The sequence below is a fragment of the Streptomyces sp. NPDC002773 genome (assembly GCF_040295605.1).
Lineage (GTDB): Bacteria > Actinomycetota > Actinomycetes > Streptomycetales > Streptomycetaceae > Streptomyces.
Genome location: NZ_JBEOVO010000014.1, coordinates 161,571 through 177,363 on the forward strand (window position 1 = coordinate 161,571; position 15,793 = coordinate 177,363).

Annotated in this window: 15 protein-coding genes and 1 tRNA gene; 11 read left to right on the forward strand and 5 right to left on the reverse strand. The window is 72.4% G+C overall.

Annotation, left to right across the window (positions count from 1 at the left end; genetic code table 11):
* Positions 1 to 166: 166 nt before the first annotated feature.
* Positions 167 to 2,932: a penicillin acylase family protein gene (locus tag ABT034_RS19300; protein WP_351216648.1), complete on the forward strand. Its 2,766-nt coding sequence runs from the start codon at positions 167 to 169 to the stop codon at positions 2,930 to 2,932.
* On the opposite strand, the gene ABT034_RS19305 is transcribed toward ABT034_RS19300, so the two are convergent.
* Entirely contained in the window at positions 2,922 to 3,527 is a 606-nt protein-coding gene (locus ABT034_RS19305) for a 5-formyltetrahydrofolate cyclo-ligase (RefSeq protein ID WP_351216650.1), read from the reverse strand. The genes ABT034_RS19300 and ABT034_RS19305 overlap by 11 nt on opposite strands.
* A gap of 104 nt (positions 3,528 to 3,631) precedes the next feature.
* Here ABT034_RS19305 and galU point away from each other — a divergent pair, with 104 nt between their 5' ends.
* The 7 genes from galU to ABT034_RS19340 all read left to right on the forward strand — a co-directional run bounded on the left by galU (position 3,632) and on the right by ABT034_RS19340 (position 9,002).
* Positions 3,632 to 4,543: a UTP--glucose-1-phosphate uridylyltransferase GalU gene (galU, locus tag ABT034_RS19310; protein ID WP_351216652.1), complete on the forward strand. Its 912-nt coding sequence runs from the start codon at positions 3,632 to 3,634 to the stop codon at positions 4,541 to 4,543.
* Between the two features lie 4 nt (positions 4,544 to 4,547).
* On the forward strand, positions 4,548 to 5,951 hold the full coding sequence (glp, locus tag ABT034_RS19315) for a molybdotransferase-like divisome protein Glp (protein WP_502972983.1): 1,404 nt from the start codon (positions 4,548 to 4,550) through the stop codon (positions 5,949 to 5,951).
* Positions 5,952 to 6,009: 58 nt separating this feature from the next.
* Positions 6,010 to 6,495: a cyclic pyranopterin monophosphate synthase MoaC gene (gene moaC, locus ABT034_RS19320; protein ID WP_351216654.1), complete on the forward strand. Its 486-nt coding sequence runs from the start codon at positions 6,010 to 6,012 to the stop codon at positions 6,493 to 6,495.
* 14 nt (positions 6,496 to 6,509) lie between these two features.
* Positions 6,510 to 7,049: a MogA/MoaB family molybdenum cofactor biosynthesis protein gene (locus ABT034_RS19325; RefSeq protein WP_351216699.1), complete on the forward strand. Its 540-nt coding sequence runs from the start codon at positions 6,510 to 6,512 to the stop codon at positions 7,047 to 7,049.
* Positions 7,046 to 7,657 carry a GNAT family N-acetyltransferase gene (locus ABT034_RS19330; protein ID WP_351216656.1) on the forward strand — a complete coding sequence of 204 codons (612 nt, stop codon included), beginning with the start codon at positions 7,046 to 7,048 and terminating at the stop codon, positions 7,655 to 7,657. The genes ABT034_RS19325 and ABT034_RS19330 overlap by 4 nt, the downstream gene beginning before the upstream one ends.
* Positions 7,658 to 7,794: 137 nt before the next feature.
* Positions 7,795 to 8,835, forward strand: a complete 1,041-nt coding sequence (gene sepX, locus ABT034_RS19335) for a divisome protein SepX/GlpR (RefSeq protein WP_351216658.1) — start codon at positions 7,795 to 7,797, stop codon at positions 8,833 to 8,835.
* Positions 8,836 to 8,928: 93 nt separating this feature from the next.
* Positions 8,929 to 9,002, forward strand: a tRNA-Ala gene (locus ABT034_RS19340).
* Positions 9,003 to 9,155: 153 nt separating this feature from the next.
* Here the strand turns inward: ABT034_RS19340 and ABT034_RS19345 are convergent.
* Entirely contained in the window at positions 9,156 to 9,635 is a 480-nt protein-coding gene (locus ABT034_RS19345) for a GNAT family N-acetyltransferase (protein ID WP_351216660.1), read from the reverse strand.
* Between the two features lie 49 nt (positions 9,636 to 9,684).
* Here ABT034_RS19345 and ABT034_RS19350 point away from each other — a divergent pair, with 49 nt between their 5' ends.
* Genes ABT034_RS19350 through ABT034_RS19360 form a run of 3 tightly spaced genes read left to right on the forward strand, consistent with a single transcriptional unit; the run spans position 9,685 to position 13,012 of the window.
* A complete protein-coding gene (locus tag ABT034_RS19350; RefSeq protein ID WP_351216662.1) occupies positions 9,685 to 10,488 on the forward strand; it encodes an exodeoxyribonuclease III in 804 nt (267 codons plus the stop codon).
* A gap of 56 nt (positions 10,489 to 10,544) precedes the next feature.
* Positions 10,545 to 11,336, forward strand: coding sequence for a response regulator transcription factor (locus ABT034_RS19355; RefSeq protein WP_351216664.1), 792 nt, complete (start codon positions 10,545 to 10,547; stop codon positions 11,334 to 11,336).
* Positions 11,333 to 13,012: a sensor histidine kinase gene (locus ABT034_RS19360; RefSeq protein ID WP_351216666.1), complete on the forward strand. Its 1,680-nt coding sequence runs from the start codon at positions 11,333 to 11,335 to the stop codon at positions 13,010 to 13,012. Before ABT034_RS19355 ends, ABT034_RS19360 begins: the two co-directional genes overlap by 4 nt.
* Here the strand turns inward: ABT034_RS19360 and ABT034_RS19365 are convergent.
* From ABT034_RS19365 to ABT034_RS19375, 3 genes are all read right to left on the reverse strand, one after another.
* On the reverse strand, positions 13,003 to 13,368 hold the full coding sequence (locus ABT034_RS19365) for an SH3 domain-containing protein (protein ID WP_351216668.1): 366 nt from the start codon (positions 13,366 to 13,368) through the stop codon (positions 13,003 to 13,005). The genes ABT034_RS19360 and ABT034_RS19365 overlap by 10 nt on opposite strands.
* Before the next feature lie 401 nt (positions 13,369 to 13,769).
* Complete coding sequence (locus tag ABT034_RS19370; RefSeq protein WP_351216670.1) at positions 13,770 to 15,002, reverse strand: ABC transporter permease; 1,233 nt, start codon at positions 15,000 to 15,002, stop codon at positions 13,770 to 13,772.
* The gene (locus ABT034_RS19375; protein ID WP_351216672.1) at positions 14,999 to 15,721 is read right to left on the reverse strand and encodes an ABC transporter ATP-binding protein; all 723 of its coding nucleotides are present in this window, start codon (positions 15,719 to 15,721) and stop codon (positions 14,999 to 15,001) included. The genes ABT034_RS19370 and ABT034_RS19375 overlap by 4 nt, the downstream gene beginning before the upstream one ends.
* Between the last annotated feature and the right edge of the window lie 72 nt (positions 15,722 to 15,793).

The following is a 15,793-nucleotide window of genomic DNA, read 5'->3' on the forward strand; positions in this document are numbered from 1 at the left end:
GACACTTCGTTACCTTACCTAATCTTTAACGTTTTCTTGACGCCCTCTTTGCGCCTCCTCGTTCATCAGTACGGTTCTCTTCCTGACACCGCGTCCGGGCCGTCCGGACGCTGCGCCTAAGGTTGCTCCCGTACTCCAGGACCACCCTGCCCCTCGAAGGACAGCGATGCCCTCCAACACGACCGCGCCCCCCGCCAAGAAGAAAGGGCGGCGCGCCCGCCTGATCCTCCTCGTCCTGGTCCTCGCCCTGGTCGCGGGCGTCGGGGCCGGCGGGTACTGGGGTGTGAGCACCGTCCGGGCCTCGTTCCCGCAGACCACGGGCGAGATCCGGCTCGACAGGCTGTCCGGCGAGGTCGAGGTCAAGCGCGACGCGAACGGCGTCCCGCAGATCTACGCGGACACCGAGACGGACCTCTTCCGCGCCCAGGGCTACGTCCAGGCGCAGGACCGCTTCTACGAGATGGACGTCCGGCGGCACGTGACCGCGGGCCGCCTCTCCGAGATGTTCGGCGAGGGCCAGGTCGAGACCGACTCCTTCCTGCGGACGCTCGGCTGGCGCCGGGTCGCGCAGCAGGAGTACGACAAGGTCCTGACGCCGGAGACGAAGAAGTACCTCCAGGCGTACTCGGAGGGTGTCAACGCCTATCTGAAGGACCGGGACCCGGCCGACGTCTCCGTCGAGTACGCGGCCCTGGCCCTCACCAACGACTACGCGATCGAGCCGTGGACGCCGGTCGACTCGGTGGCCTGGCTCAAGGCGATGGCCTGGGACCTGCGCGGCAACATGCAGGACGAGATCGACCGCTCGCTGATGACGAGCCGGCTGAGCGCGAGCCAGATCAAGCAGCTGTACCCGGAGTACCCGTACGCGCTCCACCAGCCGATCGTCTCGCAGGGCGCGGTCGACGAGGACAGCGGCAAGTTCGACCCGAAGGGCAAGAAGGGCGAGGACGACGACCTGACGACCGGCGAGACCCCGGGCAGCGTCCCCGGCTCCAGCTCCTCCGACGTCTCGGGTTCCTCCGGCGACTCCGGTGCCCAGGCCCAGCTCGGCGCGCTCTCCGAGGTCCTCGACGGCGTCCCCGCCCTCCTCGGCCCCAACGGCAACGGCATCGGCTCGAACTCCTGGGTCGTCTCCGGGCGGTACACGACCTCCGGCAAGCCGCTCCTCGCCAACGACCCGCACCTCGCGCCCCAGCTGCCGTCCCTCTGGTACCAGATGGGCCTGCACTGCCGCTCGGTCTCGGCGACCTGCCGTTACGACGTCTCCGGCTACACCTTCTCCGGCATGCCCGGTGTGATCATCGGACACAACGACAAGATCGCCTGGGGATTCACCAACCTCGGCGCCGACGTCACCGACCTCTACCTGGAGAAGATCGGCCCCGACGGCTACCTCGTCGACGGCAAGGTCAAGCCCTTCACGGTCCGCGACGAGATCATCAAGGTCGCCGGCGGCAAGGACCGAAAGATCACCGTCCGCTTCACCGACCGCGGCCCGCTCGTCTCCGACCGCGCCTCCGAGCTCGAGAAGGTCGGCCAGAAGGCCCCCGTCGGCAACGCCGCCCCCGACCGCGGCACCGGCTACGGCGTCTCCCTCCAGTGGACCGCCCTCCAGCCCGGCAAGTCGATGGACGCGGTCTTCGCCCTCGACCGCGCCAAGGACTTCACCACCTTCCAGGCGGCAGCGAAGAACTTCGAGGTCCCCTCCCAGAACCTGGTCTACGCCGACACCGAGGGCAACATCGGCTACCAGTCCCCGGGCAAGATCCCGCAGCGCTCCAAGGGCGACGGCACCCTGCCCGCCCCCGGCTGGGACTCCACGTACAAGTGGAAGGGCTACATCCCCTTCGAGCAGCTGCCCTACGAGTTCAACCCGAAGCGCGGCTACGTCGTCACCGCCAACCAGGCCGTGATCAATCCCAAGGGCTACCCCGACCTGCTCACCAAGGACTGGGGCTACGGCTCGCGCAGCCAGCGGATCAACGACCTCATCGAGTCGAAGATCAAGGACGGCGGAAAGATCTCGCCGGACGACATGCGGACCATGCAGACGGACAACCGCAGCGAGATCGCGACCCTCCTCAACCCGCTCCTGCTCAAGATCGACATCTCCGACCCCCACGTCCGCGAGGCGCAGAAGCTGCTTGAGGGCTGGGACTACACCCAGGAACCCGACTCGGCCGCCGCCGCCTACTTCAACGCGGTCTGGCGCAACGTCCTCAAGCTGTCCTTCGGCAACAAGCTGCCCAAGGAGCTGCGCGTCGAGGGCGACTGCATCAACGTCCGCCCGGTCGACGCCACCGGCCCGGTCGACGAGCAGAACAAGCTCGTCCGCGAGTGCGGCGAGCGCGACCCCGAATCGGCGCAGCCGGACGGCGGCGACCGCTGGTACGAGGTGGTCCGCCCGCTCCTCAAGCAGGAGAAGAGCGAGTGGTGGACGACCCCCGGCAACCGCCTGGACTCGCCCACCGAGACCCGTGACCAGCTGCTCGCCCGCGCCATGAAGGACGCGCGCTGGGAGCTGACGGCCAAGCTCGGCAAGGACGTCTCCACCTGGAGCTGGGGCCGGCTCCACCAGCTGACCCTGAAGAACCAGACCCTCGGCACCGCGGGGCCCGGCGTCGTGCAGCAGCTCCTCAACCGCGGCCCGTGGAACCTGGGCGGCGGCGAGGCGGCCGTCGACGCCACCGGCTGGAACGCGGCCGGCGGCTACGAGGTGATCTGGGTGCCGTCGATGCGGATGGTGGTCAACGTCGGCGACTGGGACAAGTCCCGGTGGATCAACCTGACCGGAGCCTCCGGCCACGCCTTCCACTCGCACTACACCGACCAGACGGACGCCTGGGCGAAGGGCGAGCTCTACGACTGGCCCTACGGCAAGGCGGCGGTCGACGCGGCGACGAAGGACACGCTGGTCCTCAAGCCGTAGCACCCGCCGAGAAGCGGACGACCCCGTCCGGGGTCACCACCGCGTGCACGGGGTGGTCGTGCGGTTCCTCCGGGACCCGCGCGACCACCTCGTCCGCGTAGAGGAGCACCACCAGGGCGGGGTCCACGCGCGCGCGTGCGAGCCGGGCGAGCACCCGGTCGTACGAGCCGCCGCCCCGCCCGAGCCGCATCCCGCGCCCGTCGACCGCCAGGCCCGGCAGCAGCACGGCCTCGGCGGAGCACACGGCGTCGGGGCCGAGCCGGGGCCCGACGGGTTCGAGAAGCCCGCGCCCGGCCTTCGCGAGCCCCTCGGGACCCTCGTACACGGCCCAGTCCAGGTCGTTGTCGGGGAGCAGGACGGGCAGCAGGACCCGCACCCCGCGCGCGTGGAGCGCGTCGAGCAACGCGCGCGTGCCCGGCTCGCGGCCCACGGACACATAAGCGGCGACGGTGGACGCCTCGGCCAGTTCGGGGAGTTCCAGTCCGTGGCGGGCGAGGGATGCGGCCGTGTGTGCCAGGGATTCGGCGTCCAGCGCCGCGCGGGCGGCCAGAAGTCGACTGCGCAGCAGGGTCTTTTCGGACATCTCAGGTGTCATGACGGCCTCGTGTGCATTCACAGAACTCTTGTAACTGTCTTTATGGGGAGGAAGTTAACCGAACCCACATCTTCCTCTCATTCCGAACGGCTAAGGTGCACCGCATGAATCAGTCGCTCCCCAGGCTCGGCCGGATCAGCAAGGCTGTCATCCCGGCCGCCGGCCTCGGTACCCGCTTCCTCCCGGCCACCAAGGCGACGCCGAAGGAGATGCTGCCGGTCGTCGACAAGCCGGCCATCCAGTACGTGGTGGAGGAGGCCGTCGCGGCGGGTCTCTCCGACGTCCTGATGATCACCGGCCGGAACAAGCGGCCCCTGGAGGACCACTTCGACCGGAACTACGAGCTGGAGGAGGCCCTGAGCCGGAAGGGCGACGCCGAACGCCTCTCCAAGGTCCAGGAGTCCAGCGACCTCGCCACCATGCACTACGTCCGCCAGGGCGCCCCGCGCGGCCTCGGGCACGCGGTGCTCTGCGCCGCCCCGCACGTCGGGGACCAGCCCTTCGCGGTCCTCCTGGGCGACGACCTGATCGACCCGCGCGACCCGCTGCTCGCGCGGATGGTGGAGGTCCAGGAGCGGGAGGGCGGCAGCGTGATCGCCCTCATGGAGGTCGAGCCCTCGCAGATCCACCTGTACGGCTGCGCCGCGGTCGAGGCGACCGTCGACTCGGACGTCGTCAAGGTCACGGACCTGGTCGAGAAGCCGGAAGCGGGCGAGGCGCCCAGCAACTACGCGATCATCGGCCGCTATGTGCTGGATCCGGCCGTCTTCGGGATGCTGCGGGAGACCGAGCCGGGCCGCGGCGGGGAGATCCAGCTGACCGACGCCCTGCAGAAACTCGCCTCGGACGAGAAGATCGGCGGCCCGGTGCACGGGGTCGTGTTCAAGGGCCGCCGCTATGACACCGGTGACCGCGGGGACTATCTGCGTGCCATTGTCAGACTCGCGTGCGAACGTGAAGATCTGGGACCGGACTTCCGGTCCTGGCTCCGGAGATACGTCAGCGAGGAGATGTAGCGCCTTGAGCAGCAGCACGGCACCGTCGCCGTCCCACGACGACCACGACCACGGGACGGGCGCGGCCGATCCCGAGGCGGGCGCCGCCGACACCGGGACGACGGCCGCCGCCGACCCCTGTGCGGGTCCGGCCCGCGGGCTGTGGTCGGTGGACGAGCACCTGGCCGACATCCTCGCGACCGTCGGCCCGCTCGAACCCATCGAGCTGCAACTCCTCGACGCGCAGGGCTGCGTCCTCGTCGAGGACGTGACGGTGCCGGTCGCGCTGCCCCCCTTCGACAACAGCTCCATGGACGGGTACGCGGTCCGGGTCGCCGATGTCGCCGGAGCCACCGAGGAGTTCCCCGCCGTCCTCACCGTCATCGGTGACGTCGCGGCCGGCGCCGGCGGCCTGCCCGAGGTCGGCCCCGGCCAGGCCGCCCGCATCATGACCGGCGCCCCGCTGCCGCCCGGCGCCGAGGCCGTCGTCCCCGTCGAGTGGACCGACGGCGGTACGGGCGGGGGCGCGGCCACCGGCATGACCGCCGCGAGCGCCGCACCCGAGGGCGCGGCCGGCGAGGTCCGGGTGCACCGCGGCGCCGAGGCCCGCGCCCATGTCCGCGCGCGCGGCAGCGACGTACGGGCCGGGGAGCTGGCCCTGGCGGCGGGCACGGTCCTCGGACCGCCGCAGATCGGGCTGCTCGCCGCGATCGGCCGGGGCACCGTGAAGGTCCGGCCCCGCCCCCGGGTGGTCGTCATGTCCACCGGCAGCGAACTGGTCCAGCCCGGCGAGCCGCTCGGCGAGGGACAGATCCACGACTCCAACAGCTTCGCGCTCGCCGCCGCCGCGCGGGACGCGGGCGCCCTCGCCTACCGGGTGGGCGCCGTCGCCGACGACGCGGAGTCGCTGCGCGCCACCATCGAGGACCAGCTCATCCGGGCCGACCTGATCGTGACCACGGGCGGGGTGAGCGTCGGCGCGTACGACGTGGTGAAGGAGGCGCTGACCGCCGACGGGCAGGTCGACTTCCGCAAGCTGGCCATGCAGCCGGGCAAGCCGCAGGGCTTCGGCGCGATCGGCGCCGAGCAGATCCCGCTCCTGGCGCTGCCGGGCAACCCGGTCTCGTCGTACGTCTCCTTCGAGCTGTTCGTACGCCCCGCGATCCGCGCCCTGATGGGCGTCGAGGACCTGCACCGGCCCCGGGTGCGGGCGGAGCTCGTCGCCGGCAAGGCGCTGTCGTCACCCGCCGGGCGCCGGCAGTTCCTCCGGGGGACGTACGACCCCGACGCGGGCACGGTCACCCCGGTGGGCGGCGCCGGTTCCCATCTGATCGCGGCCCTCGCGCACGCGGACTGCCTGCTCGTGGTCCCGGAGGAGACGGAGACCGTGGAGCCGGGCACCGTGCTGGAAGTGGTCCTCCTCGGCTGAGGGGGCGAGGGTGGGGGTACGGTGTCGTCCCCATACAGCGACCGGGAGTGTCACGGCCATGAGCACGCAGCAAGGTCTCACCCACATCGACGAGGCGGGCGCGGCCCGCATGGTCGACGTATCGGCGAAGGACGTCACGGCCCGCACGGCGCGTGCCAGCGGGCGGGTGCTCGTCTCGCCGCGCGTGATCGAGCTGCTGCGCGGCGAGGGCGTCCCCAAGGGCGACGCCCTCGCGACCGCCCGCATCGCCGGGATCATGGGCGCCAAGAAGACCCCGGACCTCATCCCGCTCTGCCACCCCCTCGCGGTCTCGGGCGTGACCCTGGACCTGGCGGTCACGGACGAGGCGGTCGAGATCCTCGCGACGGTGAAGACCACGGACCGCACGGGCGTCGAGATGGAGGCCCTGACGGCGGTCTCGGTGGCCGCCCTGACGGTCGTCGACATGATCAAGGCGGTCGACAAGGGCGCGGTCATCTCCGACGTACGGGTGGAGGAGAAGACGGGCGGCAAGTCGGGCCACTGGACGAGGGCCGAGGCGTGACGCGCGCGGGCCGGGTGGCGGGGACGCACGAGCACGAGGAGCCGGCCGCACCGGAGGAGGTCCCGGCGGCGGCCTACCGCGCACTGGTCGTCACCGCGTCGAACCGGGCGTCGGCCGGGGTGTACGAGGACAAGGGCGGTCCGCTGATCGCGGAGGGCCTGACCCGGATGCGGTTCGCCGTGGACGGCCCCCAGGTCGTGCCGGACGGTGCGCCCGTCGAGGCGGCGCTGCGCGCCGGGATCGCCGCCGGGTACGACGTCATCGTCACCACCGGTGGTACGGGCATCTCGCCCACCGACGAGACCCCCGAGGTGACCCGCCGGGTCCTGGAGCGGGAGATCCCCGGCATCCCGGAGGCGATCCGCGCGTACGGCCGGGAGAAGGTGCCGACGGCGGCGCTGTCGCGGGGCCTGGCGGGCGTCGCGGGCGGCACGCTGATCGTGAACCTGCCGGGTTCGACCGGAGGGGTGCGGGACGGGCTGACCGTCCTGGAGCCGCTCCTCCGGCACGCCGTCGACCAGATCCGTGGCGGCGACCACCCGAGACCGTCGTGACCCCGTCCTGGCCGGTCGTCCTCGTGGACGGCGAGGTGGTGCTCCGCCCGATAAGGCTGCGCGACCACGCGGCCTGGCGGGAGGTGAACCGGCGCAACCGCGAGTGGCTGCGGCCCTGGGAGGCGACGGTTCCGCCGCCGCCCCCGGGCGCGCCGGTCCCGCAGCGGCCGACGTACCGCCAGATGGTCCGCCATCTGCGGTCGGAGGCGAACGCGGGCCGGATGCTGCCGTTCGTCATCGAGTACCGGGGGCGGCTCGTCGGCCAGTTGACGGTCGCCGGGATCACCTGGGGCTCGATGTGCTCGGGGCACGTGGGGTACTGGGTGGACAGCGAGGTGGCCGGGCGCGGGGTGATGCCGACGGCGGTCGCGCTCGCCGTCGACCACTGCTTCCGCGCGGTCGGGCTGCACCGCATGGAGGTGTGCATCCGCCCGGAGAACGGGCCTTCGCGCCGGGTCGTGGAGAAGCTGGGGTTCCGCGAGGAGGGGCTGCGGCCCCGCTATCTCCACATCGACGGCGCGTGGCGGGACCATCTGGTCTTCGCGCTGACGGTGGAGGAGGTGCCGGAGGGGCTGCTGCGCCGCTGGCACCAGGCAAGAATAAAATAAATGTTCGAATTCGATCGGTAGTTGACACGCAATCAATCTGAAAAATCACAAAAAACTTCAGTGATATCAGCCAGATCGTGCGACACACCGGCCCAATTGGCCGATGCCGTCACGCGAATCCCTCTACCGTGTGAGGCGTGAGCAGCAGCGGCCTCATCTACGCAGTCATCGTCGGGGCCTGGGCCGCCTACTTGGTACCGATGTGGCTCCGCAGGCAGGACGAGCTGAACGAAGCCCGTCCGACGGAACGCTTCAGCACCGCCATCCGGCTGCTTTCCGGACGGGCGGGCATGGAGCGCCGATACGCCAGGGAGCTCAGGGAACGGGACCGTACGGCGGAGGGTCCGACGCCCGACGTGGACCCGGACGCGGCGACCGAGCATCTGAGCTCGGTCGACGTCCGGGCCTTCTCCGCGCCCGCGGCCAGGACCGAAGCGCGCCTGGAACTCCCGGAACCCGAACGGGAACCGGCCCCGAGCCCCGCGCCGAACCCGGCGCCGGCCCGCCCCGCCACGGGCGCCGCCGCCGAACGGGCCCGCCGCGGCAAGGTCCTCGCCCGCCGCCGCCGCACCACGACGCTCCTCTTCGCGGCCTTCACCCTCGGCGCGGTCGTCGCGGCGGTCGGCGGAGTCGCCTTCCTCTGGGCGCCGGCTGTCCCCGCGCTGCTGCTCAGCGCGTACATCGTGCACCTGCGGATCCAGGAGCGACGCCGCTTCGTGTACGTGATGGACCGGCGGCGCGCCGAAGCGGCGGCGGCCCGGCTCCGCGAGAGCAGGCGCCCGGCCCCCACGCCCGAACCGGCACCCGACGCGTCCCAGGCCCCGTCCCCGCAGGAGGCGGACCGGCGCGCCCTGGTCGAGCAGACCGACCACGCGGAGTGGGTCGACCAGCAGCGCGACCGCGGCCCGGCCCGCGGCGACAGCTGGGACCCGGTGCCGGTCCCGCTCCCCACGTACGTCACCGCCCCGGTCGCCCCGCGCGCCACGAGCGGCATCGACATCACGGACCCGGAGACCTGGAGCGCGGCCCGCTCCTCCACGGCGGCCGATCCAACCCCCGCCCCGTCTCCGGCCCCCCGCCAGCGCCCCGCCTCACCCCGCCGGACCCGCGACCACGGCCGCACCCCCCTCTTCGACCAGTACGCGGACGACGACCGCCCCCGAGCGGCCAACGAATGACCCACGGGGGCCCCGCGACGGCCCCCGGCTGACCTGCGAGGGAACGGATTTTTGCCTGGGCCGGTCGGGATGCTAATGTTTCACACGTCGCAAGGGCCTGTGGCGCAGTCTGGTAGCGCACCTCGTTCGCATCGAGGGGGTCTGGGGTTCAAATCCCCACAGGTCCACAGACACCGGGAATCCCGTCCGATCGCAAGATCGGGCGGGATTTCTGCTTTTGGCCCTTCCGTGTCGGCGGCGGATTTCGCCGGGCTTGCCCAGGGGCCCGACGCGGTGCGTCGGCTCGACGTCTGGCGCGGGATCCTGGGGTTGAGTCTCCGTCAGGCCAGTGGCTTCGCGAAGCAGCGGCTGTTGGGGTAGTCGCGGTAGTGGCCGAACTTGGCGCAGGGTTCGTAGCCGCTGGAGGTGTAGAGGGCTATCGCCTCCGGCTGGGCCGTGCCCGTCTCCAGGACCATGCGGGTGCGGCCGGCCGCGCGGGCGTCGGATTCCAGGGCGGCCAGGACGCGGCGGGCCAGGCCGAGGCCGCGGGCTTCGGGGATCACGTACATGCGCTTGAGTTCGGCGTCGCCGTCCTCGTAGCCCTCGTCGTTCTTGTCCTGGGTGCGCCAGCCGCCGGTGGCCACGGGGTGGCCCTCGGGGGCGTACGCGAGGAGGTAGAGGCCGCGCGGAGGGACGAACATCCCGGCGTCCAGCGGTGTGACATCGCCCTCGTCGTCGTAGCGGGCGGCGTACTCCGCCTGGACCGCGTCGTTGAGCTTGACGGCGTCGGGGTGGTCGTAAGGCGTGGGCTGGATGTTCATGCGAAGTATCGTACATGTATGCAGTGGCGGGTGTCGGTATTCTCCCGGGATGCTCACTGTGACGTCCGTGAATGTCAATGGTCTCCGCGCCGCCGCCAAGAAGGGCTTCGTCGAGTGGCTGGCCGGGACCTCCGCCGATGCCGTCTGCCTCCAGGAGGTGCGCGCCGAGGAGGCGCAGCTGCCCCCGGAGGTGCGGGCGCCCGAGGGCTGGTTCACCGTCCACGCGCCCGCCGCCGCCAAGGGGCGCGCCGGGGTCTCCCTCTACACACGGCGCGAGCCCGACCGGGTGCGCGTCGGCTTCGGGTCCAGCGAGTTCGACGGCAGCGGCCGGTACGTCGAGGCCGACCTGCCCGGCGTGACCGTCGCCAGCCTCTACCTGCCCTCCGGCGAGGTCGGCACCGACCGCCAGGACGAGAAGATGCGGTTCATGGGGGAGTTCCTCCCCTATCTGAAGGAGCTCAAGGCCCGCGCCGCCGCCGACGGACGCGACGTCGTCGTCTGCGGCGACTGGAACATCGCCCACCGCGAGGCCGACCTCAAGAACTGGCGGGCGAACAGGAAGAACGCCGGCTTCCTCCCCGAGGAGCGGGAGTGGCTCGGGCGCGTGCTCGACGAGACCGAGGGCGGGTACGTCGACGTCGTCCGCGCCCTCCACCCCGACCAGGAAGGGCCCTACTCCTGGTGGTCCTACCGCGGCCGGGCCTTCGACAACGACAGCGGCTGGCGCATCGACTACCAGATCGCCACCCCCCGTCTCGCCGCCAAGGCCGTGAAGGCGTACGTCGAGCGCGCCGCGACCCACGAGGAACGGTGGAGCGACCACGCCCCCGTGACCGCCGTCTACGAGTTGTAGGTGAATCCCACGCGGTACCGTCGATACGAATTGGCGGAACCGGGTGGGGGTCATCGTTGAGCGCGCGCATTCTGATCGCCGAGGACGACGAAAAGCAGTCACGGCTGATTCGGATCTATCTGGAACGTGAGGGAAATACCGTCCAGGTCGTCGCGGACGGACGCTCCGCATTGGAACGGGTCCGTTCCGTACGACCGGATCTCGTCGTCCTCGATGTGATGCTGCCTTTCGTCGACGGACTCGACGTGTGCCGCATTCTGCGTTCCGAGGGATCGGACGTGCCGATCCTGCTGCTGACCGCGCGCAGCACCGAGGAGGACATGCTCCTCGGGCTCGACCTCGGCGCCGACGACTACCTCACCAAGCCCTACAGCCCCCGCGAGCTGACCGCCCGGGTCCGCGCCCTCCTCCGCCGGTCCCGGGCGAGCGGCGCGACCGCCCGCGACGAGCTGCTGCGGGTGGGCGACGTCGAGCTCGACACCGCCCGCTTCGAGGTCCGGGTCGCCGGCCGCCCGGTCGTCCTCACCTCGAAGGAGTTCTCCCTGCTCGAAGCCCTGGCGCGCGAGCCGGGGCGGGTCTTCACCCGCGCGCAGATCATCGAGCGGGTCTTCGGCTTCGACCGCGACGTACTGGAGCGGACCGTGGACGCCCACGTCCGCAACCTGCGGCTGAAACTGGAGCCCGACCCGGCCCGCCCCCGCCGTCTCGAGACCGTGTACGGGCGGGGGTACCGGCTCTCCGAGGCACCGATCGACGAGGCGCCGGTGGACGGGGGGCCGGCCGACGGGGGGCCGGTCGGTGACGGGCCGGTCGGCGGAGGAGGCGTCGGCGAGGGGGGCGCGTCATGAGTTTTCGTCTGCGGGTCTTCTCGCTCGTCCTGTTCGTCGCCCTCACCGCCACCGCCGCCACCGCCTGGCTGACCCTCCGGCAGGCCGCCGGCCAGCTCCGCGAGTCCACCGCCGCCGACCGGCAGTCCGTCGCCCGGATCACCGAGGAGCTGCGCGCCTACGGGGCGACCCGCGGCACCTGGGACGGGGTCGCCGACACCGTACGCGCCCTCAGCGAGGAGACCGGGCAGCGCATCCGGATCAGCACCGGCGGCCAAGGGCAGATCGCCGACTCCGACCCGCTCATCGGCCGAGACCCGCGCCCCGGCGGCACCGCGCCTCCCCTGCTCGTCGACCCCCGGCCCGTCCTCGACCTGCCGGAGTCCTTCGACCCCGGCTCCCTGGGCAAGGTGACCGGCAGCATGATCCACGAGTACGCGGCGGCAGTGACGTACGCCGCCTGCCTCACCCGCGCCGGGCACACGGTCACCGTCGGGAGCGGGAAGTACGGGGTGCCCGTCTTCGCGGACGGCGGCAAGGCCCCCGGCGGCGGCCCCGGCTCGGCCTCCTGCGCGCGGGCCGGGGACGCGTCGGCCGCCGTGGTCCAGGAGAACTTCGCCGCCACCGCAGTCTGCCGCTCCCGGCAGGGCGCCGCCCTCCACAGCTGCCTCCAGCGGGTCTTCACCGAGCGCACCGCGGCCGTCGGCCCCCAGCCGCTCACCGTCCGCCTCGGCGCCGTCGACGACGCGGGGCAGACCCTGGCCGTCGGCCCGGCCGTCGTCGTCGCGGCCGGTGTCGCCGCCGCCGCGCTCGCCTGCGCGCTGCTGCTCAGCCGGGCCGTGCTGCGTCCCGTACGGGCCCTGACGGCGGCCTCCCGGGGGCTCGGCGAGGGCGACCTCGGCCGCAGGGTGCCCGCCTCCGGCCGGGACGAGATCGCCGAACTCGGCCGGTCCTTCAACCGGATGGCCGGCTCCCTCCAGGACAGCGAGGAACGCCAGCGCCGCCTCGTCGGGGACATCGCCCACGAGCTGCGCACCCCGCTCGCCAACCTCCGCGGTTACCTGGAGGCGCTGCGGGACGGCGTCCTCGCCGCCGACGCCGAGCTGCTCGACTCGCTCCACGAGGAGGTGCTGCTCCAGCAGCGCATCGTGGACGACCTCCAGGACCTGGCGCTCGCGGAGGCGGGCGCCCTCACGTACCACCGCAGGACCCTCGACGCGCGGGAGCTCGTCGAGGGCTGCCGGACCGCGCACAGCGCGCGGGCCGCGGCGGCCGGGGTGGCCCTCGTGGTCGGCGCGGGCCCCGGCACCGTCCACCTGCACGGGGACCCGGACCGGCTGCGCCAGGCCCTCGGCAACCTCGTCGGCAACGCGGTGCGGCACACGGCCCCCGGGGGCGTGGTGCGGCTCGAACTGGCCGAGCGGGACGAGATGGTGCGCATCGCGGTCAGGGACACCGGCAGCGGGATCCCGGCCACCGACCTGCCGCGTCTCTTCGACCGTTTCTGGCGGGCGGACGCGGCCCGCGGGCGGGCGACCGGCGGCAGCGGCCTCGGTCTCTCCATCGCCCGGCAGATCGTGGCGGACCATCACGGGGCCGTCGAGGTGACGTCCGAGGTGGGGGTGGGGTCGGTGTTCACGGTGGTGCTGCCGGCCCCGCGGGGCGGGGCCGGCCGCGGTATGCGGGATCAACACTGAACGTTGGACCCGTATCCGTTGAGCAGGCTGTCCTTGATCCACCCGGAGACGCCGGTCGTGTTGTCGCGGACGTGCGACCACGTGCCGTTCTGGCCGGACACCCAGCAGTGCAGGGTGAGGCTGTGGCTCATCTGCGCCTGCCCGTGCGAACCGCACTCGGTCGTCGGGCCGGAGCGGATGTTCACGTAGTTCGCGTTCGTGCTGCCGGCCCGGCCGTCCTTGTTGGACCAGCCGGGGCTGGAGCAGGCGGCGGTGCCTTCCGGGGCGGCCACGGCCGCCGTGGTCGGCAGGACCAGGCCGCCGGTGGCCGCGACGGCGCCGAGTGCCACCGCGGCGAGCTTCGTCCGAAGACGCATCGATCTCTCCTGAACTCTGGGTCGTTCCCGCCCGTCGAGGCGACGGGCGGGCCGGTTCGTTCGAGTGCGGAGAAAGAATTGCCGGGGAAGGCGATCGCTTTCAATGGGGGGAAATCGGGTCGGCTGTTTTTCGGGGGTGGGCGCGGGGAAGTGGGTTTCGGACGTGTTCAAAGGGGGTGGGGAAGACGGGGTGATCGTCTTCCTCTTCCGGTTCCTGTGCCTTCTCCGATGCCTATGTGTGTGGTGGGAAAGGGTGTACGGGTTCGTTCAATGCGTTCCGGTCCTGTGGATCCGTGAATTCCGCTCCGGAAGGAAAAGGCCAACCCTGTCCGGGCCTTGTTGCGCCGTCCGGAGGCGGATTGGCCGCTTCTCGTGCTCGGACGCGGACAATCCGCCACGGGTCACGTTCCCGCCAGGGCCACCGTCGGGGCCAGGCGGCTCGCCCGCACCGCCGGATAGAGGCCCGCGAGCATGCCGATCACCAGCGTGGTCCCCACGCCCGCCGCCGTCGCCCACACCGGGACCACCGTCGGCCACCCCCTGCTCAGGGCGTACGCCGCCGTGATCAGCGTCCCGAGGACGGTGCCGCCGAGGCCGCCGAACACCGACAGGAGGAGGGACTCGGTGACGAACTGGCCGCGGATCTGGCCCCGGGTGGCCCCGAGCGCACGGCGGAGGCCGATCTCGGGGCGCCGCTCCAGGACCGAGATCACCATGGTGTTGCCGACGCCGACCCCGCCGACGAGCAGCGCGACCCCGCCGAGCCCCAGGAGCAGACCGGTGAGCGCCGACTGGGTGGCCTCGCGGGCCGCGAGCGCGTCCGACGGGCGGGACACCTGCACCTCGGCGGGCTTCGCCGGGTTCGCGGTAGCCGGGAGCACCGCCCGTACCGCCGTGATCGCGCTGTCCTCGGCCCGTACGTACACCGTCGACGGATGCCCGTCGAAGCGCAGGTACGTCCGTGCCGCCGGCCAGCCGACGAGCGCCGCCCCGTCCAGTTCGGGAGCCAGGGGTACGGGGTCGAGGACGCCGACCAGGGAGAACCAGCGCCCGCCCACCCAGACCCGGGTTCCCGGGGTGTACACGTCGAGCCGCTGGGCGGCCGTCGCGCCGAGCACCACCGCCGGGTAGCGGGCGGTCGCCGCGTCGAGCCAGCGGCCCCTGCGGACCTCGCCGCCGACCGCGGGGAGCAGTGCGTCGTCGGCGGCGAGGACGGTGAGGGAGCCGGTGCGTCCGACGGCGATCCGCTCGTTGCGGTAGATCTTCGCCCCGGTCTCTCCGGTGGCGGCGACCTCACTGACCGGCGGGATGCGGTCGATCATCGGCACCGCCTCGGCCGGGAGCTTCGTCTGCTGCCCGCCGAGCGTGGCGCCGGGGGCGACCCGCAGCAGGTTGGTGCCGAGCGCGTCGAGCCTGCGGTCCACCTCCGCCTGGCCCGAACCGGAGATGCCGACCACCGCGATCATCGCGGCGACACCGATCGCGATGCCGAGCGCGGAGAGGAACACCCGCAGCGGGCGGGTGCGCAGGCCGGTGCCGCCGAGGCGGACCACGTCGGCGGGGCGCAGGCGGGCCGGGCGGAGGATGTCGCCCTTGTCCGGCGCTCTGCGGAGCCGTCGGGGAGCGGGGGTCATGCGGGCGCTCCTCTCGTGGGTTCCGTGGTGGTGTCGGCGACGACCCGGCCGTCCCGCATCTCGATACGGCGGGGGAGTGCGGCCGCGATCTCCCGGTCGTGGGTGATGACCACGACGGTCGTACCGGCCGCGTGCAGCTCGCGCAGGAGCGCGAGGACCGCCGCCCCGGAGGCGGAGTCCAGGTTTCCGGTGGGCTCGTCGGCGAGCAGCACGGCCGGTTCGCCGACCACCGCCCGTGCCACGGCGACGCGTTGGCGTTCGCCGCCGGACAGCTGGTGCGGCAGGTGGTGGACGCGGTGACTGAGGCCGACCCTGGCCAGGGCGGCGGCCGCGCGGGCCCGGCGGCGGCGCTGCGGGACGCCGGCGTAGAGGAGGCCGTCCGCGACCGAGTCCAGGACGGGGACCCCGACCGCCAGATGGAACTGCTGGAAGACGAAGCCGATCCGGGTGGCCCGCAGCGCGGAGACCTGCCGGTCCGTCAGAGCGGCGACGTCGTGCCCGTCGACCAGGACGTGGCCGGCCGACGGGCGGTCGAGGCTGCCCATCAGGTTCAGCATGCTGGACTTGCCCGAGCCCGACGGGCCGACGATCGCGACGAGTTCGCCCCGCAGGACCCGCAGGCTGACGTCCCGGACGGCCGCGACCCCGCCGGGGTACGTCTTCGAGACCGTCCGGAACTCCACCACGGCGGAGGCGGCGGGATCCGTGCCGCCGCTCACTGCGGGATCCTCACCTTCAGGCCCGCGCGGAGCTTCGGGCCGCTGACCTCCACCATGCCCTCGGCGAAGAGG